At 62.1% G+C, this 15,579-nt stretch carries 16 protein-coding genes; 7 read left to right on the forward strand and 9 right to left on the reverse strand.

What is annotated here, in order from left to right:
* The first annotated feature begins 293 nt into the window (after window positions 1–293).
* Window positions 294–1,403: a porin gene (locus tag ACQ4W7_RS12175; RefSeq protein ID WP_436530742.1), complete on the forward strand. Its 1,110-nt coding sequence runs from the start codon at window positions 294–296 to the stop codon at window positions 1,401–1,403.
* A gap of 61 nt (window positions 1,404–1,464) precedes the next feature.
* Here the strand turns inward: ACQ4W7_RS12175 and ACQ4W7_RS12180 are convergent, their stop codons facing one another.
* From ACQ4W7_RS12180 to ACQ4W7_RS12190, 3 genes are all read right to left on the reverse strand, one after another.
* Window positions 1,465–2,043, reverse strand: coding sequence for a DUF3617 domain-containing protein (locus ACQ4W7_RS12180; RefSeq protein ID WP_426072480.1), 579 nt, complete (start codon window positions 2,041–2,043; stop codon window positions 1,465–1,467).
* Between the two features lie 67 nt (window positions 2,044–2,110).
* Window positions 2,111–3,658, reverse strand: a complete 1,548-nt coding sequence (locus ACQ4W7_RS12185; RefSeq protein ID WP_436530745.1) for a TerC family protein — start codon at window positions 3,656–3,658, stop codon at window positions 2,111–2,113.
* A gap of 83 nt (window positions 3,659–3,741) precedes the next feature.
* The gene (locus ACQ4W7_RS12190) at window positions 3,742–4,083 is read right to left on the reverse strand and encodes a hypothetical protein (protein ID WP_426072478.1); all 342 of its coding nucleotides are present in this window, start codon (window positions 4,081–4,083) and stop codon (window positions 3,742–3,744) included.
* 225 nt (window positions 4,084–4,308) lie between these two features.
* On the opposite strand from ACQ4W7_RS12190, the gene ACQ4W7_RS12195 reads away from it, so the two are divergent.
* Complete coding sequence (locus tag ACQ4W7_RS12195; RefSeq protein ID WP_436530747.1) at window positions 4,309–7,152, forward strand: M16 family metallopeptidase; 2,844 nt, start codon at window positions 4,309–4,311, stop codon at window positions 7,150–7,152.
* Window positions 7,153–7,221: 69 nt separating this feature from the next.
* On the opposite strand, the gene ACQ4W7_RS12200 is transcribed toward ACQ4W7_RS12195, so the two are convergent.
* The 4 genes from ACQ4W7_RS12200 to ACQ4W7_RS12215 form a co-directional block, all read right to left on the reverse strand.
* Window positions 7,222–7,857 (reverse strand): YiaD family glycine zipper/OmpA-like lipoprotein, encoded by a 636-nt coding sequence (locus tag ACQ4W7_RS12200; RefSeq protein ID WP_436531007.1) that lies wholly within the window; start codon window positions 7,855–7,857, stop codon window positions 7,222–7,224.
* A gap of 211 nt (window positions 7,858–8,068) precedes the next feature.
* Entirely contained in the window at window positions 8,069–8,215 is a 147-nt protein-coding gene (locus ACQ4W7_RS12205) for a lmo0937 family membrane protein (RefSeq protein WP_010396376.1), read from the reverse strand.
* 183 nt (window positions 8,216–8,398) lie between these two features.
* Complete coding sequence (locus ACQ4W7_RS12210) at window positions 8,399–8,644, reverse strand: hypothetical protein (protein WP_426072476.1); 246 nt, start codon at window positions 8,642–8,644, stop codon at window positions 8,399–8,401.
* A 166-nt stretch (window positions 8,645–8,810) separates the two neighbouring features.
* Entirely contained in the window at window positions 8,811–9,461 is a 651-nt protein-coding gene (locus ACQ4W7_RS12215) for an outer membrane lipoprotein (protein ID WP_436530749.1), read from the reverse strand.
* A gap of 184 nt (window positions 9,462–9,645) precedes the next feature.
* On the opposite strand from ACQ4W7_RS12215, the gene ACQ4W7_RS12220 reads away from it, so the two are divergent.
* A complete protein-coding gene (locus tag ACQ4W7_RS12220; protein WP_426072474.1) occupies window positions 9,646–10,422 on the forward strand; it encodes a Crp/Fnr family transcriptional regulator in 777 nt (258 codons plus the stop codon).
* Between the two features lie 78 nt (window positions 10,423–10,500).
* On the opposite strand, the gene ACQ4W7_RS12225 is transcribed toward ACQ4W7_RS12220, so the two are convergent.
* Together ACQ4W7_RS12225 and ACQ4W7_RS12230 are read right to left on the reverse strand one after the other, a co-directional pair.
* The gene (locus ACQ4W7_RS12225) at window positions 10,501–10,719 is read right to left on the reverse strand and encodes a YMGG-like glycine zipper-containing protein (protein WP_077401543.1); all 219 of its coding nucleotides are present in this window, start codon (window positions 10,717–10,719) and stop codon (window positions 10,501–10,503) included.
* 204 nt (window positions 10,720–10,923) lie between these two features.
* Window positions 10,924–12,972, reverse strand: a complete 2,049-nt coding sequence (locus tag ACQ4W7_RS12230) for an AsmA family protein (protein ID WP_436530752.1) — start codon at window positions 12,970–12,972, stop codon at window positions 10,924–10,926.
* Between the two features lie 269 nt (window positions 12,973–13,241).
* Between ACQ4W7_RS12230 and ACQ4W7_RS12235 the strand changes: the two genes are divergently transcribed.
* The 4 genes from ACQ4W7_RS12235 to ACQ4W7_RS12250 all read left to right on the forward strand — a co-directional run bounded on the left by ACQ4W7_RS12235 (window position 13,242) and on the right by ACQ4W7_RS12250 (window position 15,561).
* The gene (locus ACQ4W7_RS12235; protein WP_426072472.1) at window positions 13,242–13,646 is read left to right on the forward strand and encodes a DUF4398 domain-containing protein; all 405 of its coding nucleotides are present in this window, start codon (window positions 13,242–13,244) and stop codon (window positions 13,644–13,646) included.
* A 30-nt stretch (window positions 13,647–13,676) separates the two neighbouring features.
* Window positions 13,677–14,576 carry an OmpA family protein gene (locus ACQ4W7_RS12240; protein ID WP_426072471.1) on the forward strand — a complete coding sequence of 300 codons (900 nt, stop codon included), beginning with the start codon at window positions 13,677–13,679 and terminating at the stop codon, window positions 14,574–14,576.
* An 87-nt stretch (window positions 14,577–14,663) separates the two neighbouring features.
* Window positions 14,664–15,200: a ferritin-like domain-containing protein gene (locus tag ACQ4W7_RS12245; protein WP_436530754.1), complete on the forward strand. Its 537-nt coding sequence runs from the start codon at window positions 14,664–14,666 to the stop codon at window positions 15,198–15,200.
* 58 nt (window positions 15,201–15,258) lie between these two features.
* A complete protein-coding gene (locus ACQ4W7_RS12250) occupies window positions 15,259–15,561 on the forward strand; it encodes an ElaB/YgaM/YqjD family protein (RefSeq protein WP_035826246.1) in 303 nt (100 codons plus the stop codon).
* Window positions 15,562–15,579 lie beyond the last annotated feature (18 nt).

Here is a 15,579-nt window from a genome sequence, read left to right on the forward strand (position 1 = left end):
TCGGTAAAACCAGTAGTGTACCGCCTGCGTCAAATCGCGCAACGTTCGCTACCGAACATTGCTTTACGGCAGGGCCTGCTTTTAACGCCATTTTGCCGCTAGTACCACAATCATGGTCACTCTTGCGTGTTGTCAGTGCGCGACGTGTTTCCCGGGGCTAAGCTGAAGTTTCTGTTGCACAACGCACTGATGGATGGACAAAAAGCGAGGATAAGGTAACACTAAGATCAGACACACAGCGCATGTCCTGATCAATACCGGAAAGTTTCATTCACGTTACCGAGATATTTATCATGAAGACCTCGTATTTTGCGCTGGCTGTGATAGGGATGGGGCCAATTGCGCTGGGCGCAGCGGCCCAGGCTGCCGATGGCGCGAGCAATGCCGCATCCAGTAACGTTGCCGTGTATGGCGTGCTTGACGCGGGTATCGTTGTCGACCGGGGCTGTGCCGCCAGTTGCGCCGGCAGCAAGGTGTCCGGCGGCGTGGCATCCGGCTCGCGCCTGGGCGTGCAGGGCCGCGAAGCCTTGGGCAATGACATGTCCGCCGTATTTGCCCTGGAAGCGGGCGTGCAGAACGACACGGGGCAGTCGGAAGACGACCGTTTGTTCGGCCGCCAGGCTTACGTGGGCCTGGACAGCCGCCTGGGCGCGCTGACCCTGGGTCGCCAGTACAACCTGCAATACCTGACGCTGACCGACGTGGCCGACCCGTTCAAGGGCGGCATGGCCGGTAGTGCCAGCAACCTGGCCGGCTACAGCGTGAAACGCTATGACAATACCGTCAAATACGTGACGCCCGCCTTGCGCGGCGTGTCCGCCAGCGCCATCTACAGCTTTGGCGAGTCGCCGTACAGCAGCGCCAACAACCGCGCGTACGGTGCCACGCTCGGTTATTCGGCCGGCGCCGTGAATATCAGCGTGTCGCACCAGCGCAAGAACAACTTCATCCTCGCCTCAGGCACCCTGCCCGCCATCGACATGTCGGCCCGCAACACTCTGATCGCGGCAAATATCGACCTCAAAGTGGCCACCGCCTTTGCCGCCGTGGGCGTGAACAAGGGCTATGGCAGTTCGCCGTGGGACCCCAGCAATGCGTACAGCTCGCTGGCCCTGTCGATGTCGTCGTCGGATAGCCGCGACACCTTGCTGGGCGTATCCGTGCCCGTGGGCGGCTTCAAGCTGCTGGCCTCGTACGTGCGCAAGGATGACCGCGATCTGGCCAACCGTGATGCCAATCAGGTGGCCGTCGGTCTCACGTACTCGCTGTCAACACGCAGCGATTTCTACGCGTCTTACGCGAAGATCCACAACAAGAACGGCGCCCGCTACACGGTGGGCAATGCCAGCGACGCGGGACGCGGCGACGCCGCTTTTAATATGGGCTTTCGTCATGGCTTCTGAGCAGCCGCGCCCGCCAGGCGGCCGGTGCAGGATGACAGCGCGCCATTAACATAGGCTTCCGTCACGGCTTCTGAGCGCCAGCGGTTGATGGCGCAGGGCACGTTGCCCCCAACCATTTGCCGTTGCTTGTGACGTTCACCTGCTCCGGCGTGCCGCGCGCGCTGGTGGTCACCGCCAGTTGCATGCTGAAAGCCTGGTCGCCACTGAAGCGCACCTGGCCTTCGCCGCTCGATTTCGGGTTTGCGCAGGTGAACGATACATTCATGCCGCCCGCAGTGTCGGTATTGGTCGACTTGCAATCGCCGGGCTGGCCCGTGGGAATCTGCTTGCGCGCAGCCATTTCCGGCGTCACGCACGCCGTTACGCGCACGGCGCCATCGGCGCCCACGGTGGGCATGGCCATGCCGCGGCTGGCGGCCATGTTTTCCAGCTGCTTGCGTTGATCGGGAGGAAGGTTGCCCAGTTGCTGCAGCACCATGGACATGGCGTTGTCGGTAGCGGCATCGGGCGACGCCATCTTGCTGTCGACTTGCCACAGGCCCGGCTTGATGGTGGTGGACGGCGAGGCAGCCTGGGCACCGGCGTGCGCGCCGATGGCGGCGCAGACCAGCAAACTCAGGCGTAGCAGGGAGTGGTTCATGTTGGCGTCTCCAAAAAGGGCAGACCCCAGCATACGGCATGGCAAGCGGGGCACGCTTGCCAATGTGTTACAAACTGTGATCGGGTTCGATGCGGCGTACGTCCACGCAGGCGATGCGGCGCTCGTCGGCCTCGACGATTTCATAGCGCAAGTCATCGAGTTCCAGCACTTCGCCCACGGCCGGCATGTTTTCAAAGTGCGCCAGCAGGAAGCCGGCCAGTGAGTTGTAATCGCCATCTTCGCTGACCAGTGACTCCGTCTCGAAGACTTGCTCCAGGTAATGCAGGTCCGTGGCGCCGTCGATGCGCCAGTGGCCGCGGCCCAGTACTTCCACGTCGGGTTGCTCGTCCTCGTCGGGGAATTCGCCGGCGATGGCTTCGAGAATGTCGATGGGCGTCAGCACGCCTTGCACGGTGCCGAACTCGTCGACCACCAGCACCAGCTGGCCGCGCGAGCGCTTCAAGGTTTCCATGGCTTTCAGCACGCCGGCCGCTTCCGGCACGACGATGGCTTCGCGCATGCTGGCCGGGTCGATCTTGCCGTGCGACACGAGATCTTCGATGAGGTCCTTGCTGCGCGCGATGCCGATCACATTGTCCAGGTCATCATTGCAGACAGGAATCATGCTGTGCGGCGTTTCGCGCAGCAGTTGCAGCATCTTCTCGCGGCTGTCGTTCAGGTTGACCCACGAAACGTCGCCGCGCGGCGTCATCACGGAGCGGATCGAGCGTTCGGCCAGGGTCAGCACGCCGCTGACCATGTTGCGCTCTTCCACGCCGAAGGCGGACGGGTCGAGCGCTTCCTTGACTTCGTGCTCTTCGACAGCTTCGCGGCCCTTGCGCCCGCCCAGCAGGCTCAGCACGGCTTGCGCCGTGCGGTCGCGCAGCGGCGCATTCGATTGCAGCTTGAGAAAATTGCGGCGCGCCAGCTGATTGAAGAACTCGATGACGATCGAGAAACCGATAGCGGCATACAGATACCCTTTCGGAATGTGGAAGCCCATGCCTTCGGCCACCAGGGACAGGCCGATCATCAGCAAAAAGCTCAGGCACAGCACCACGACGGTAGGGTGGGCGTTGACGAAGCGCGTCAACACTTTTGAGGCGAGCATCATGACGACGATGGAAATGACGACGGCCGCCATCATCACGTACAGGTTGTCCACCATGCCGACGGCCGTGATGACGGCGTCGAGCGAAAAGACGGCGTCGAGCACGACGATCTGCGTCACCACCAGGCCGAAGCCGGCGTAGACCTTGGGACCCGTCTGGGCGTGGGCCACCCCTTCAAGGCGCTCATGCAGCTCGGTAGTGGCCTTGAACAGCAGGAACAGGCCGCCGATGAGCAGGATCAGGTCGCGCCCCGAAAACGAGAATGTCCATAGGGAGAACAATGGCGTGGTCAGGGTGACCAGCCAGGAAATCAGGGAGAGCAGGCCCAGGCGCATGACGAGGGCCAGGGTCAGGCCCAGCACGCGCGCCTTATCGCGCTGGTGCGGCGGCAGTTTCTCGGCCAGGATGGCGATGAAGATCAGGTTGTCGATACCCAGTACGATTTCCAGTACGACCAGCGTCAGCAGGCCGACCCAGATTGTCGGGTCAAATAACCATTCCATGTGTGTAACCTTGTAAAGTCGATCAGTGTAAAGCGTGCCTGGCGGCTAACTGCCCCAGGCGCGTGGGTGTTGCATGCATATATTCAGAGGCGGACGCGCGGCGGCCGGGTGACCTGCCGCGCGTCCGCTTCGGCAAGTGCGCCCGGTCCCGCCTGCCAAATGATGGCGCAAAAAGGCGCGCCCTGGCGCGAGGTCGGGTACAGCGTGATGGGGTCGTTGTCGCATTCGTCGGCGTCGCAGTTGTCACCGGGCAAGCCCGCATGGGCGCTGGGGTCAAGGCAATCGGCGACGAAGGCGGGCGTGGTGGTAACGCCGGCCGCGACTGCATGCTGGAATGGGGAAGGGCTGGCGTAGGCCATGCTGGCGAACGCCTGGGGTAGGGCGATGAAAACAAAAAGGCAGAGCAGGACGAGAGCTCGTCTCATATACAGGCTGATAGTTCTGGAACCGTGAAGTATAACACGGGCAGATAACAGCCCGATGACAGGACTTGCGTAACTGATAAGTATGCCGTAAATTGTGAGTGCAATAATTTCCCTGGGCAGCGAAGACGCAGCGCGGGCCTATGGCAATGTTTGCGTTTGTATCGCATTGCGCTTGCGCATCTTTCGCCTGTGCATTTTTAAACGTAGTGTTACCAGGACTCCGCTTTGAAACCAATTACCGCCCTCCTGCTTGCCGCCGGCATCCTGTCGCCTTCCTTCATCCTGGCCGCCACCCCGGTGGACGTCGCGCCGACCCAGAAAACCGCCAAGGCTGCACCCAACCGCGCCGCCGTCAAAGTCACGTCCGTCGAAGGCATCACCGAATATCGCCTGGCGAATGGCTTGCGCGTGCTGCTGTTCCCGGACGCCAGCAAGCCGACCCTGACCACCAACATCGTTTACCTGGTCGGTTCACGCCATGAAAACTATGGCGAAACGGGCATGGCCCACTTACTCGAGCACTTGCTGTTCAAGCCCAGCGCCAACTTCGGCGTCAGGAAGGGCACGAAAACCCCGGTCGAGATCCTGAACTCGACGGGCGCGCAGTTCAATGGCACCACCTGGTACGACCGCACCAATTACTACGCCACCTTCCCCGCCAACGACGACAACCTGCGCCAGATGCTGGCGATGGAAGCGGACCGTATGGTCAACGCCGCCATCGACCAGAACGACCTGTGGAATCCGACGACGCAAAAGGGGGAAATGACGGTCGTGCGCAATGAATTCGAGATGGGCGAAAGCGACCCGATCGGCGTGACCAGCGAACGCATCCAGGCTATCGCCTACGACTGGCACAACTATGGCAAGTCGACCATCGGCGCCCGTTCCGACATCGAGCAAGTCAACATTCCCCGTCTGCGCGCGTTTTATCATAAATATTATCAGCCAGATAATGCCGTGCTGATGGTGGCGGGCCGCTTCGACGAAGCCAAGGTCTTGAAGCAGATCAATGCGCTGTTCGGCAAGATCCCGAAACCCACGCGCGTGATCGAACCGACCTACACTGCCGAACCGGTGCAGGATGGCGAACGTGCCGTGACGGTGCGCCGCAGCGGCGGCACGCAGTTCGTCGGCGCCGGCTACCATGTGGCGCCGTCCGGCAACCCGGACGCCGTCGCCATCGAGGTGCTGGGCCACGTGCTGACGGACGCCCCGGCCGGCCGTTTGCACAAGGCGCTGGTGGAAACCAAGCTGGCCAGCAAGATTGAATACAACTCGGTGAGCAACCTGGAGCCGGGCTACAACCTGTTCGGCGCGCTGGTGCCCGTCGATGGCAACCTCGACGTGGCGCAAGCGGCCATGCTGAAAGTGCTGGAAGAGCTGAAATCGCAACCGATCACGGAGGCGGAAGTGGCGCGCGTGAAACAGCAACTGAACAAGCAGGTGGAACTGATCACCTCGAACACGGCGCGCATGACGATCGCCCTGACGGAATCGCTGGCAGCCGGCGACTGGCGTTTGTTCTTCCTGCAGCGCGACCAGCTCGACAAGCTGACGACGGCGCAGGTGCAGGCGGCGGCCGAGAAATACCTGAAGAGCTCGAACCGCACCCTGGGCCGCTTCATCCCCACCGACGCGCCGGACCGCACGGTGGTGCCGGCCTACGCCGACGTGGCGCCGCAACTGGCCGGCTACACGGGCCGCGCCGTGGTGGCGCAGGGCGAAGCGTTCGATCCCAGCCCCGACAATATCGAAGCGCGCACGCAGCGCTTCACCTTGCCGAACGGCTTGAAGGGCGCCTTGCTACCGAAGAAAACCAAGGGCAATACCGTCAGCCTCGTGTTGAAATTGCAGATCGGCAGCGAAGAAAGCTTGCGCGGCAAGGCGCAAGTGGGCAGTTACACGGCCAATCTGTTGTCGCGCGGCACGGATAAACTGTCGCGCCAGGAAGTGAAGGACAAGTTCGACCAGCTGGGCACGCAAGTGGCCATCACGGGCGGCGCCGAGGGCGTCACCGCCATGCTGACGGGCAAGCGCGAAAATTTGCCGGCCGCCATGGACCTGCTGGCGCAAGTGCTGCAAAAGCCGGCCCTGAGCGAAACGGAATTCCTGGAATTGCAGCGCGAGCGCGTGGGCCGCGCGGAACAGGAATTGCCTGAACCGCAGCCGCTGGCCGTGAACGCCTTCCGCCGCCTGCTCGACGCCACGCCGGAAGGCCATGTGCGCCACGTGGCCACCCTGCCGGCGGAACTGGCGCAATGGAAAGCCATCCAGGTGGCCGATGTGAAAGCCTTCCATGGCGCCTATTATGGCGCTGCGAACGCGACTTTCGCTGCCGTGGGCGACTTTGACCCGGCCGTGCTGAAGGCGCAAGTGGCCAGCTTGTATGGCAGCTGGAAGGCGCAGCAGCCGTATGTTCGCATTGTCGACACCGTCAAGTCCGTCAGTGGCGAAAAAGTCACGCTGGAAACGCCGGACAAGGCGAATAGCGTGCTGTTCGCCATCCAGCCGATTCCCCTCAAGGATGACGCCGCCACCTATCCCGCCTTGCTGATCGCCAATCACATGCTCGGTGGCGGCGCCTTGCGCAGCCGCCTGGCCGACCGCATCCGCCAGAAGGAAGGCTTGTCGTACGGCGTCGGCTCGCAAGTGACGGTACCGTCGCGCGAACCAGCCGGTTACTGGATGGCGTACGCCATCAGCGCGCCGCAAAACACGGTCAAGGTGGAAGCGGCCCTGCGCGAGGAGATCGCCAAGGTGCTGGCCGACGGCTTCACGCAAGAGGAATTGGTCGAGGCGAAGAAAGGCTGGCTGCAATCGGAAGAAGTGGGCCGCACGCAAGACAGCGGCCTGGCGCGTGGTCTGGCCGATTATCTTGCGCAAGACCGTACCATGGCGTACGACAAGGACCTGGAAGCGAAAGTGGCAGCATTGACCCTGGCGCAAGTGAACCAGAGCTTGCGCGATTACCTGAAGCCATCGGCCGTCTCTATCGTGACGGCCGGCGACTTCGCCAAGGTGGCGAAAGAGGGCGAGAGCGGCGCCAAGGCAACGACGTCGAAATAAGCTGTTTTAGATGGAAAAAACCCGCTGGCAATGACATTGCCAGCGGGTTTTTTATTGATGCGTGTCAGCTTAGCGTGGTGCTAACTCTGCGACATAAATTTCCACGCGGCGATTGCGTGCACGTCCCGATGCATCTGCATTCGAGGCGATCGGCTCGCGTGCGCCGCGGCCTTCCGTGACGACGCGCGTCGGCGAGACGCCGCGCATGGCCAGGTAGTCGCGCGTGTGGGCCGCGCGTTCCACCGACAGCGGTTCGTTGATGGAAGCGCTGCCCGTGCTGTCCGTATGGCCAATGATGCTGACCGTGGTGTTCGGGTTTTCATTCAGGGTGGCGGCAAAGCGGTCGAGGATGGGGCGGAAGTTACCCTTGATGTCGGCGCGGTTGGTGTCGAAGGAAATGTCGCTTGGAATTTCCATTTTCAGGCGGTTATCAGCCGTTTGCGACACTTGCACACCAGTACCCTGTGTCGCTTGTTCCATCGCGCGCTTCTGGTTTTCCATGCGGTTCGACCAGATATTGCCGACTACGGCGCCAGCTGCCGCACCCAGCAGGGCACCGCCGGCCGTGCGGCCGCTGCTGCCGCCACCGGTGGTGCCGCCGATCAAGGCGCCGAGGCCAGCGCCGATGCCAGCACCCGTGGCCGTGCCACGTTGCGTCGAGGACATGTCCGCGCAGCCGCTAGCGGCCAATGCGATCACCAGCATGCCGATCAGGGATTTGGCGCCAGGGCCTTTTTTGAATGTTTCTTTCATGGATTTTCTCCTTGTTTTGTTATTGGGACATACCCAGAATTACCTGTACACGTTACTGCAAAATGAAGCTGTTTGCCAGTGCGCGCACACTGTATGCAAAAGGCGGCAAAAAGGCGGCGCCCGTTTGCACGCGCGCCGCCCTGTCTGGCCAGTGAATTGGCTGCTATAAACCGCGCCCGCTGATCAAGCGCAGCAGCACCATGATCACGGCGACCACCAGCAGGATGTGGATGAAGCCGCCAATGGTATAGGAAGTTACCAGGCCCAGCAGCCAAAGAATAATGAGTACGACGGCGATTGTATACAGCATGATATGTCCTCCGAGAGTAATGTGTGGATGACGGCGACTGCCTTGGCCTTGCAGGCGCTGGCGCGTGGCGCCGTCATCGGTTCTTGTCATTGCGCGGCGACCGGGTCGCTGAACGCTGATGCCATGACTAAGTGTCTACTTTGTTTGTCTTGCGTTCTGTACGCTGTCGTACACAAGGCTCAACTATCGGGGCCGGTCGGCGTGCTCATCGGCCATGCCTGGCACCCACGCCAGCATGCCGGCCATGCCGACGGCACCCGCCAGGCAGCTGAGCATGCCGCCCGTGAGCAACAGCATGACGCCGAACACGGGCGCGCCCGCTTGCGAAGGCGCCAGGTCCAGCGCGCAGAAGCCCAGCGCGGTGGCCAGCAAGCCGCCGCCAATAAAGCCGAGCCAGATCCGATTATTGCCTGCCTTGTCGCATTCCATGGCTACTCCTTGATGACATTCCGTTGAACTTTCCTGAATGCATCATCTCGCGCCACGGCAAGCTTATCTGTACGCCAACGAACATGATCAAAAAGAAAACGCCCGGACAGGCCGGGCGTGTGTGTAATGTGCCACAGTGGCGGGCGGCGCGCTGGCCGCCAGCCCCTTAGTCGATGGCGCGCAAGGCGCCGTTGACGACGCGTACGCGGTCGCCCTGACGCCAGTTCGGCGCGGCGCTCTGGTGCACGGTGCGCGTTTTGCCGTTGTCGAGGCGCACCACGATGTTGTAGCTGCGCGTGGCGCGCACGCTGCCTTCGATCTGGTTGCCGGCCACGGCGCCGCCAACAGCGCCCAGCACGGTAGCCAGTTGCTTGCCGTGGCCGCCGCCGACCTGGTTGCCCAGCAAGCCGCCGACGACGGCGCCGCCGGCCGCACCCACGCCGCTGCCTTCGGCGCGGGTATTGACTTCATGGATGGCTTCGATCACGCCGCAATTGCCGCATACCTGCGGCGCAGGGGCTGCCGCGTATTGTTGCTGTGGCTGTTGCTGGCGCACGGGCTGCTGCTGCTGCTGCTGCTGTTGCAGCGGTAAGGCGGCCAGCGGCTGCGCGCCGGCAGGCTGCAAGTTCGCCTGCGGCTGGTTTGCCTGCAGGCTGGCCAGCTGTTCGGCCGAAGTGCTGGCCGCCAGTGGCTGCGCATCGCCCTGGGACGAGGGCAGCCAGCCCATCAGGGCCGCCGTGCCCACGCCGCAGAACAGCAGGACGGCGGCGGCGGCGGCAAGCACCAGCGGATGGAGGGATTTGGTGGTGGTGGTCATGGAAAGCTCCTTGGTGTTTTTAAATAATGAAATGGGTAGTGCGTGTGGTCCGTGCATGCAGCCAGTGTGCTGTGCCGCGTGCCGCGCTTCCGTGCGTCACCGTACATACAGGCACGGTACTGCACCGTAGGCTAAGTAAAAATTATGTCGAGTTGTAACGTTTTAACGACAACAAGGAAAAGCAATGCGACCAACGAACGCCAGCATGACCCTGTCCCGCGACGCAGGCCGATCTGGCCTGGGGTCGCCTGCGGGCGCGCTTGATGCCGGCAACCGCTTGCTGGCCAGCTTGCCCGAACACGACTTGCGCCACTTGACGGCGCTGTTCGATACCGTCACGGTCGAGGTGGGCGAGGTGCTGTACGAACCGGGCCAGCCGATCGGCTACATCTACTTTCCCGGTGACTGCCTGATCTCGCTGCTGGCCGTGGCGGAAGGCCGGATGACCTTGGAAGTGGGCTCCGTCGGCCGTGAAGGCGTGCTGGGCGCTTCCGTCGCGTTGGGTCATGAGCTGGCGCAAGTACGTGCCGTGGTACAACGTTCCGGCACGGCCAGCCGCATCGCACGGGCGGCGTTCTGCGCCGAGTTCGCCCAGCTCGATTCCCTGCAGCGCCTGCTGTACCGCTACACGGACACCTTGCTGGCGCAAGCGATCCAGATTGCCGTATGCAGCCGCTTCCATGTGCTCGAGGCGCGTCTGGCCCGTTCGCTGCTGATCACGCGCGACCGCCTGCAGTCGGAAAAATTTCACCTGACGCATGAATTTCTCGCCCACACCCTCGGTGTGCGGCGCGTCGGCGTGACCAAGGCAGCCAGCGCGTTGCAACAGCAAAAACTCATCACCTACAGCCGCGGCAATATCGAAATCCTCGATTCCGCCGGCCTGGAAGCCGTCTCCTGCCGCTGTTACGCGCTGGTCAAGGACAGCGGCGCCATCGGCATGGCCAACGTCTTCGTCTGATTTCCCTCATTCTTGTGCCGCAGACGCAAAAAAGCGGGGTGGGCGCCTGGGCACCCACCCCGCTTTCTTGAGCAACGATTACTTCGGCTTGACCTGATTACCGATCACGCCGCCAACGGCGGCGCCACCGACTGCACCGATGGCGCTGCCGCCCGTCAGTACGGAACCGGCAACGGCGCCGACACCGGCGCCGATGGCCGTATTTTTATCCTGGCCGGACATGTTGGCGCAAGCAGTCAAGCTCAGCAGCAGAGCGGCAACGGAAGTGGTAGCGGCGATTTTTTTAATGATTTGCATAATAGTTCTCCTATGAATTCGGACCTCGTGGCGCCGGCATGGTATGGGCCGGTGGGACTTCGTGTCGCCACGTCTTGGGTGTTTCAGGCACGATTACAGAATAGGATTGTGACAAGGCAGGGTCTGTTCGGCAACGCACATAGGGGTGTAACAATTGTAATCGTGCACGGCTGGCGGCAACGTTGTCATATTCTGCCATCTCGTTCACCGGCTTTTGCGCGGTGCCTTGCCCGGTTTCGGCGCCACCGGTTCCACGCGCGCCTGGGCCAGCAGGGCCGCGCATTCGCTGTCCTCGCCGGGACCAGTATTGACCAGCGGCAGCAGCGCCGCCACGGGCGCCACCACGGCCAGCGCCAGAGCGCCGCCGGCGCGCAGGGCCAGCACGCCCTTGTCGACGCTCACATCGGGCTTGCTGAAGGTGCCCTGCACATACAGGGGAGAGCGCAGCGAAAAGATGCGCAGCCCCTTGCTGTCCGGCTGCAAGGTCAGGTCCAGTTGTTCATTGGCCAGGTTCACCGTGCCGTCGATATGCAGCACCGCATCGTCCGTGTCGACGATGAATTGGCGCGTGCGCATCAACCCTTTGGTGACGGCGAAGTCGGCAGCCATGCAATTGAGCCTGACCTGCTTGTCGCCCACCAGCTTGGTCAGCACGACACTGCCGATATTCAAGCCCATTTCTTCCAGCAGCAGCTTGCTGATGCTGCCCCGGTTGATCAGCGCGCGCACTTCGCCGTTCGAACTGCCCAGCAGGCTGGCGACGGAATTGCCCGTGGCCGACAGCGAAGCGTCGCCATTGATTTCACCTACGCTGGCCTGCAAGGCCGGCAGGCGGGGAAATAGTTGTTGGATGTGCAGATGGCGGGCGCTGGCCTTGAGTTCGGCGGCGATGCCGTTGGCGATGACTTTGCCGCTGCCGTCGAGCCTGATCTGCGACGTCAGGGTGCCACCCGCCACGTTGAAGTTGAGCGGTGTCAAGGACAGCACGCCGTCCATCAGCACCACATGCGTGTCGAGCTTGCTGATCGGCAACTCGGCGTCGCGCGTGATTTTATCCGCCGTGTAGCGCACATCGGCGTCCAGGCTGGTCCAGCGCTCCGTTTTGAAGGTTTCCACCGGCAGCACGCGGCCGGCCGGCTGCGTCGACGGCACGCCCCGTTCCTTCTTGCTGGCGCTGGAATCGGCGCCCACCAGCGGACCCAGGTCGGAAAATTGCAGCAGGCGCGAGTGAACTTCGCCCGTCAGGCGCTTGCGTGGCTTGCTGGCCGAAAAGGCCAGCTTGCCACTGATGTCGCTCGACCCCACCTTGCCGCTGAACTGGTCGTACACCCATTCGCCGCCGCGCGGCGCCAGGGTGCCGGTCAAATGGCCTTCCGTACTGAAATGCGGCGTTTCCGGCAGCAGCACGCCCGTCAATGGGTACAGGCGCGCCATGCTGGGCCCGGATATTTTCAGGCGCACGTCGAGCGCGGCCAGGTCCGCCGGGCGCGTCAAGGTGCCTTCGATGGCCACGCTACTGCCGTTCGCGCGCATGTCGGCCTGGATGGGGAAGGGCGTGCCTTGCTGCTGCAGCGACAGCACGCCGCCCGCCTTGCCGCCGCCCTGGATGTTTTCTCCACGGTAAGTGCCGGACAGTTTCCAGGCGATGCCGTAGCGCGCATCGTTCGCTATGGTGTCGACATCGGCGCGCATCGCTGTGTGCGTGACGGCATCGTTCAGCGTCACGCTGCCCTTGCTGAAGACCACGCTTTGCAGTTCCAGCTGCCACGGCGACGGCTGCTCCTGCTTGTCGAAGGTCCAGTTGTTCTTGCCATCCTTGTTGCGCAGCAGGCGTACTTGCGGCGTATCGAAGCGCAATTGCGGGATGATGATTTTCTTGTCCAGCAGGGCCAGCGGATTGAGTGAAAACGCCAGCTGGCTCACGCTGGCCAGCTGCGCCGTGTCATTCGCCGCTGTCATGGCGTTCGGGTTGCCCAGGCGCACATCCTTTGCCTGCAAGTGCGGCCACGGCAGGTAGGCGCGCCAGTTTTGTCGCCCCGCAATCCCTGGCTGCTGCCACGTCAGCGACAGGTCGCCCGCAATGGCAAAGGGCCGGCCCAGCGCTTCGCTGGCGCGTGCATTCAGCCAGGGCTTGGCGCGGTTCCAGTCCATGTTGAGCAGGATGACGGCGGCCGTGACGGGCAGGGCGACCAGCACGGCGGCGCTGGCGAGGGCGATTTTCTGGCGGCGCGAGAGGGCGATAAAGCGTGGCATAGGTGTGGGGTAAGAAGCGTTTCTTTCTGGATAGATGCAAGATGCTACAGGAATCGCTACAAAGCCGGGTCCGTTTCAGGTTTTGCTGGCGCAGGCGTGCGCTAACGCACCTTGCCCATGCAAGTATTGTCGATTTCTTACTCTATGTGCGGCACCGAACGGATACGCGGGAAGCCGGAGCCTATAACGTCATACATCAAACGCCGTTCCTGATTCCAGATGCACCGACGTATGAACCTTACTGCTTAACATTCTCTAGGAGAAGAAAAATGACAAACCGAGATTTCACGATGTCCCCACTGGCCGCCCTGGCTGCTTGCGCCACCGCTGTCGTCCTGATGACGGGTTGTTCCAGCCTGAAAACGCCAGCCACGGCCGATGTCGCCGTGTCGCGCGCCGCCGTGGATAACGCCGCCAGCGCCGGTGCCGCCGAACTGGCACCCGATGAAATGCGTTCGGCCCGCGAAAAAATGCGCATGGCTAACCAGGCATTGAAAGACCGCGACTACAAACTGGCACGCGAGTTGGCCGACCAGGCGCAGGCCGATGCCAAGCTGGCGCAAAGCAAGGCCAACTCGACCAAGGCCACCAGCGCCGCCGATGAAATCAACGAGAACATCCGCGTCATGCGCGAAGAACTCGACCGTGCTAATCAGCAAGCCCCGAAACAATAACTAACAATAAGAACAGAACAGGACCCCATCATGAAAAAAGCTACTTACACCACCATTCCCGGCCTGCTGGCCATGGCCGCTTTTGTTGCCGCCTGCAGTTCCGCACCGACCACCACCAGTCTGCTCGATCAGACGCGCGGCGATTACATGGCGGCGCAATCGAACCCGCTGGTGTCGACCTATGCTCCACGCGAATTCCGCGAAGCGAGCGCTGCGCTGGAAGCGGCGAACGCGGCCGCCACGCGCCAGGATGACAGCGAAAAGGTCGACAAGCTGGCCTACCTGGCCAAGCAAAAGATAGCCACGGCGCAAGAAGTCGCCAAGCAAAAGGCAGCGGAAGCCGATATCGCCAACGCCGGCAAGCAGCGCGACCAGTTGCGCCTCGATGCACGCACGCAGCAGGCTGACCAGGCTACGGCACGCGCCCAGGCGGCCCAGGCGGATGCGGAAGCAGCCAAGGCCCAGGCGCAATCGGCCGAAGCGTCGGCCCGTGACGCCACCGCCCGCGCCGCCGCGCTGGAAGTGCAGCTGGCCGACCTGGCCGCCAAGAAAACCGAACGCGGCATGGTCATTACCCTCGGTGACGTGCTGTTTGGCACGGACAAGGCGAACTTGACGGCCGATGGCGCGAATACGGCACGCAAGCTGGCCGATGTGCTGAAAAACAACCCGCAACGCACCGTGCTGATCGAAGGCTTTACGGATAGCACGGGCGGTTCCGCGCACAACCTGGAATTGTCGCAGCGTCGCGCCGAATCCGTGCGCAATGCGCTGCTGGAACAAGGCATCAGCCGCGACCGCATCGCCACGAAAGGCTATGGCGCCGCCTATCCGGCCGCCGGCAATGACAGCGCGGCGAACCGCCAGCTGAATCGCCGGGTGGAAATCGTCTTGTCCGAGGACAACACGGCCATTCCCGCCCGCCGCTAAGTCGCGCCGCCTGGCGCGCGAGTAGAAAGGCAGCACCGGCCGCATGTTGGCCGGTGGATACCCAAGCAAGACTTGAAAGGAAACATTATGATCCAAACATCTGTTGAGATTCCAGCTGGCATCGATACGGCCGCCATCCGCGCCGCCGCCAAAAACCTGGACGACGGTGCCGTGACGGCCGGCTATCAGGCTGACCGCGAGGAATTGATCACCCTGTTGAATGGGGCGCTGGCTACCGAACTGGTGTGTATTGCGCGCTATAAACGCCATTACTATACCGTGAGCGGGCGCGACAATGGGGGCGTCAAGGCCGAGTTCCTTGAGCATGCGCAGCAGGAGCAGGAACACGCCGACTGGCTGGCTGAACGCATCGTGCAATTGAATGGCAAGCCAGATTTTAATCCTGCAACATTGCTTGCACGTAGTCATGCCGAGTATGATGACTCCGAAGACGTGCAAAGCATGGTGCGTGCCAATTTGATCGCGGAACGCGTAGCGATCGAGTCATATCGCCAGATGATCGTGAAAATTGGCGACAAAGACCCGACCACACGCCATTTGTTGATCAAAATCATGGCTGTCGAGGAAGAGCACGCCGATGATATGCGCGATCTGATGGAATAGTGTTTTTGAGTAAAGTAGGTATAGTAACTACATTCATCCATAGCTAAGGAGCTAAACCATGTTGGAAAACAATATCACCACCGTCAATAACGATGTCAAAACCCTGGTCAAGGATGCGCAAGCCCTGTTCAGCGCCGCTGCCGCCCTGACTGGCGAAAAAGCCGATGAAGTGCGCGTCAAGGGCATGAAAACCCTGGATGCCGCACTGGCCAAAGCGCACGAAGCGCAAGCGTCGGCCATCGTTGCCACCAAGCAGATGGCTGCCCAGGCAGACGGTTACGTCAAGGAAAACCCATGGCGCACGGTGGCCGTCGCCGCTGGCGTCGGCGTGCTGGTCGGCTTCATCCTGGGCCGCAAGTAATCCACCGTCAGGAGCGAT

It is taken from the genome of Janthinobacterium algoris, from assembly GCF_051380935.1.
GTDB lineage: Bacteria > Pseudomonadota > Gammaproteobacteria > Burkholderiales > Burkholderiaceae_D > Janthinobacterium.

What these genes read in the sequence shown, in the direction of transcription:
- ACQ4W7_RS12175 (WP_436530742.1), top strand. Translation starts at nt 294, where the DNA reads ATGAAGACCTCGTATTTTGCGCTGGCTGTGATAGGGATGGGGCCAATT.
- ACQ4W7_RS12180 (WP_426072480.1), bottom strand. Translation starts at nt 2,043, where the DNA reads ATGAACCACTCCCTGCTACGCCTGAGTTTGCTGGTCTGCGCCGCCATC.
- ACQ4W7_RS12185 (WP_436530745.1), bottom strand. Translation starts at nt 3,658, where the DNA reads ATGGAATGGTTATTTGACCCGACAATCTGGGTCGGCCTGCTGACGCTG.
- ACQ4W7_RS12190 (WP_426072478.1), bottom strand. Translation starts at nt 4,083, where the DNA reads ATGAGACGAGCTCTCGTCCTGCTCTGCCTTTTTGTTTTCATCGCCCTA.
- ACQ4W7_RS12200 (WP_436531007.1), bottom strand. Translation starts at nt 7,857, where the DNA reads ATGCTGGTGATCGCATTGGCCGCTAGCGGCTGCGCGGACATGTCCTCG.
- ACQ4W7_RS12205 (WP_010396376.1), bottom strand. Translation starts at nt 8,215, where the DNA reads ATGCTGTATACAATCGCCGTCGTACTCATTATTCTTTGGCTGCTGGGC.
- ACQ4W7_RS12210 (WP_426072476.1), bottom strand. Translation starts at nt 8,644, where the DNA reads ATGGAATGCGACAAGGCAGGCAATAATCGGATCTGGCTCGGCTTTATT.
- ACQ4W7_RS12215 (WP_436530749.1), bottom strand. Translation starts at nt 9,461, where the DNA reads ATGACCACCACCACCAAATCCCTCCATCCGCTGGTGCTTGCCGCCGCC.
- ACQ4W7_RS12220 (WP_426072474.1), top strand. Translation starts at nt 9,646, where the DNA reads ATGCGACCAACGAACGCCAGCATGACCCTGTCCCGCGACGCAGGCCGA.
- ACQ4W7_RS12225 (WP_077401543.1), bottom strand. Translation starts at nt 10,719, where the DNA reads ATGCAAATCATTAAAAAAATCGCCGCTACCACTTCCGTTGCCGCTCTG.
- ACQ4W7_RS12230 (WP_436530752.1), bottom strand. Translation starts at nt 12,972, where the DNA reads ATGCCACGCTTTATCGCCCTCTCGCGCCGCCAGAAAATCGCCCTCGCC.
- ACQ4W7_RS12235 (WP_426072472.1), top strand. Translation starts at nt 13,242, where the DNA reads ATGACAAACCGAGATTTCACGATGTCCCCACTGGCCGCCCTGGCTGCT.
- ACQ4W7_RS12240 (WP_426072471.1), top strand. Translation starts at nt 13,677, where the DNA reads ATGAAAAAAGCTACTTACACCACCATTCCCGGCCTGCTGGCCATGGCC.
- ACQ4W7_RS12245 (WP_436530754.1), top strand. Translation starts at nt 14,664, where the DNA reads ATGATCCAAACATCTGTTGAGATTCCAGCTGGCATCGATACGGCCGCC.
- ACQ4W7_RS12250 (WP_035826246.1), top strand. Translation starts at nt 15,259, where the DNA reads ATGTTGGAAAACAATATCACCACCGTCAATAACGATGTCAAAACCCTG.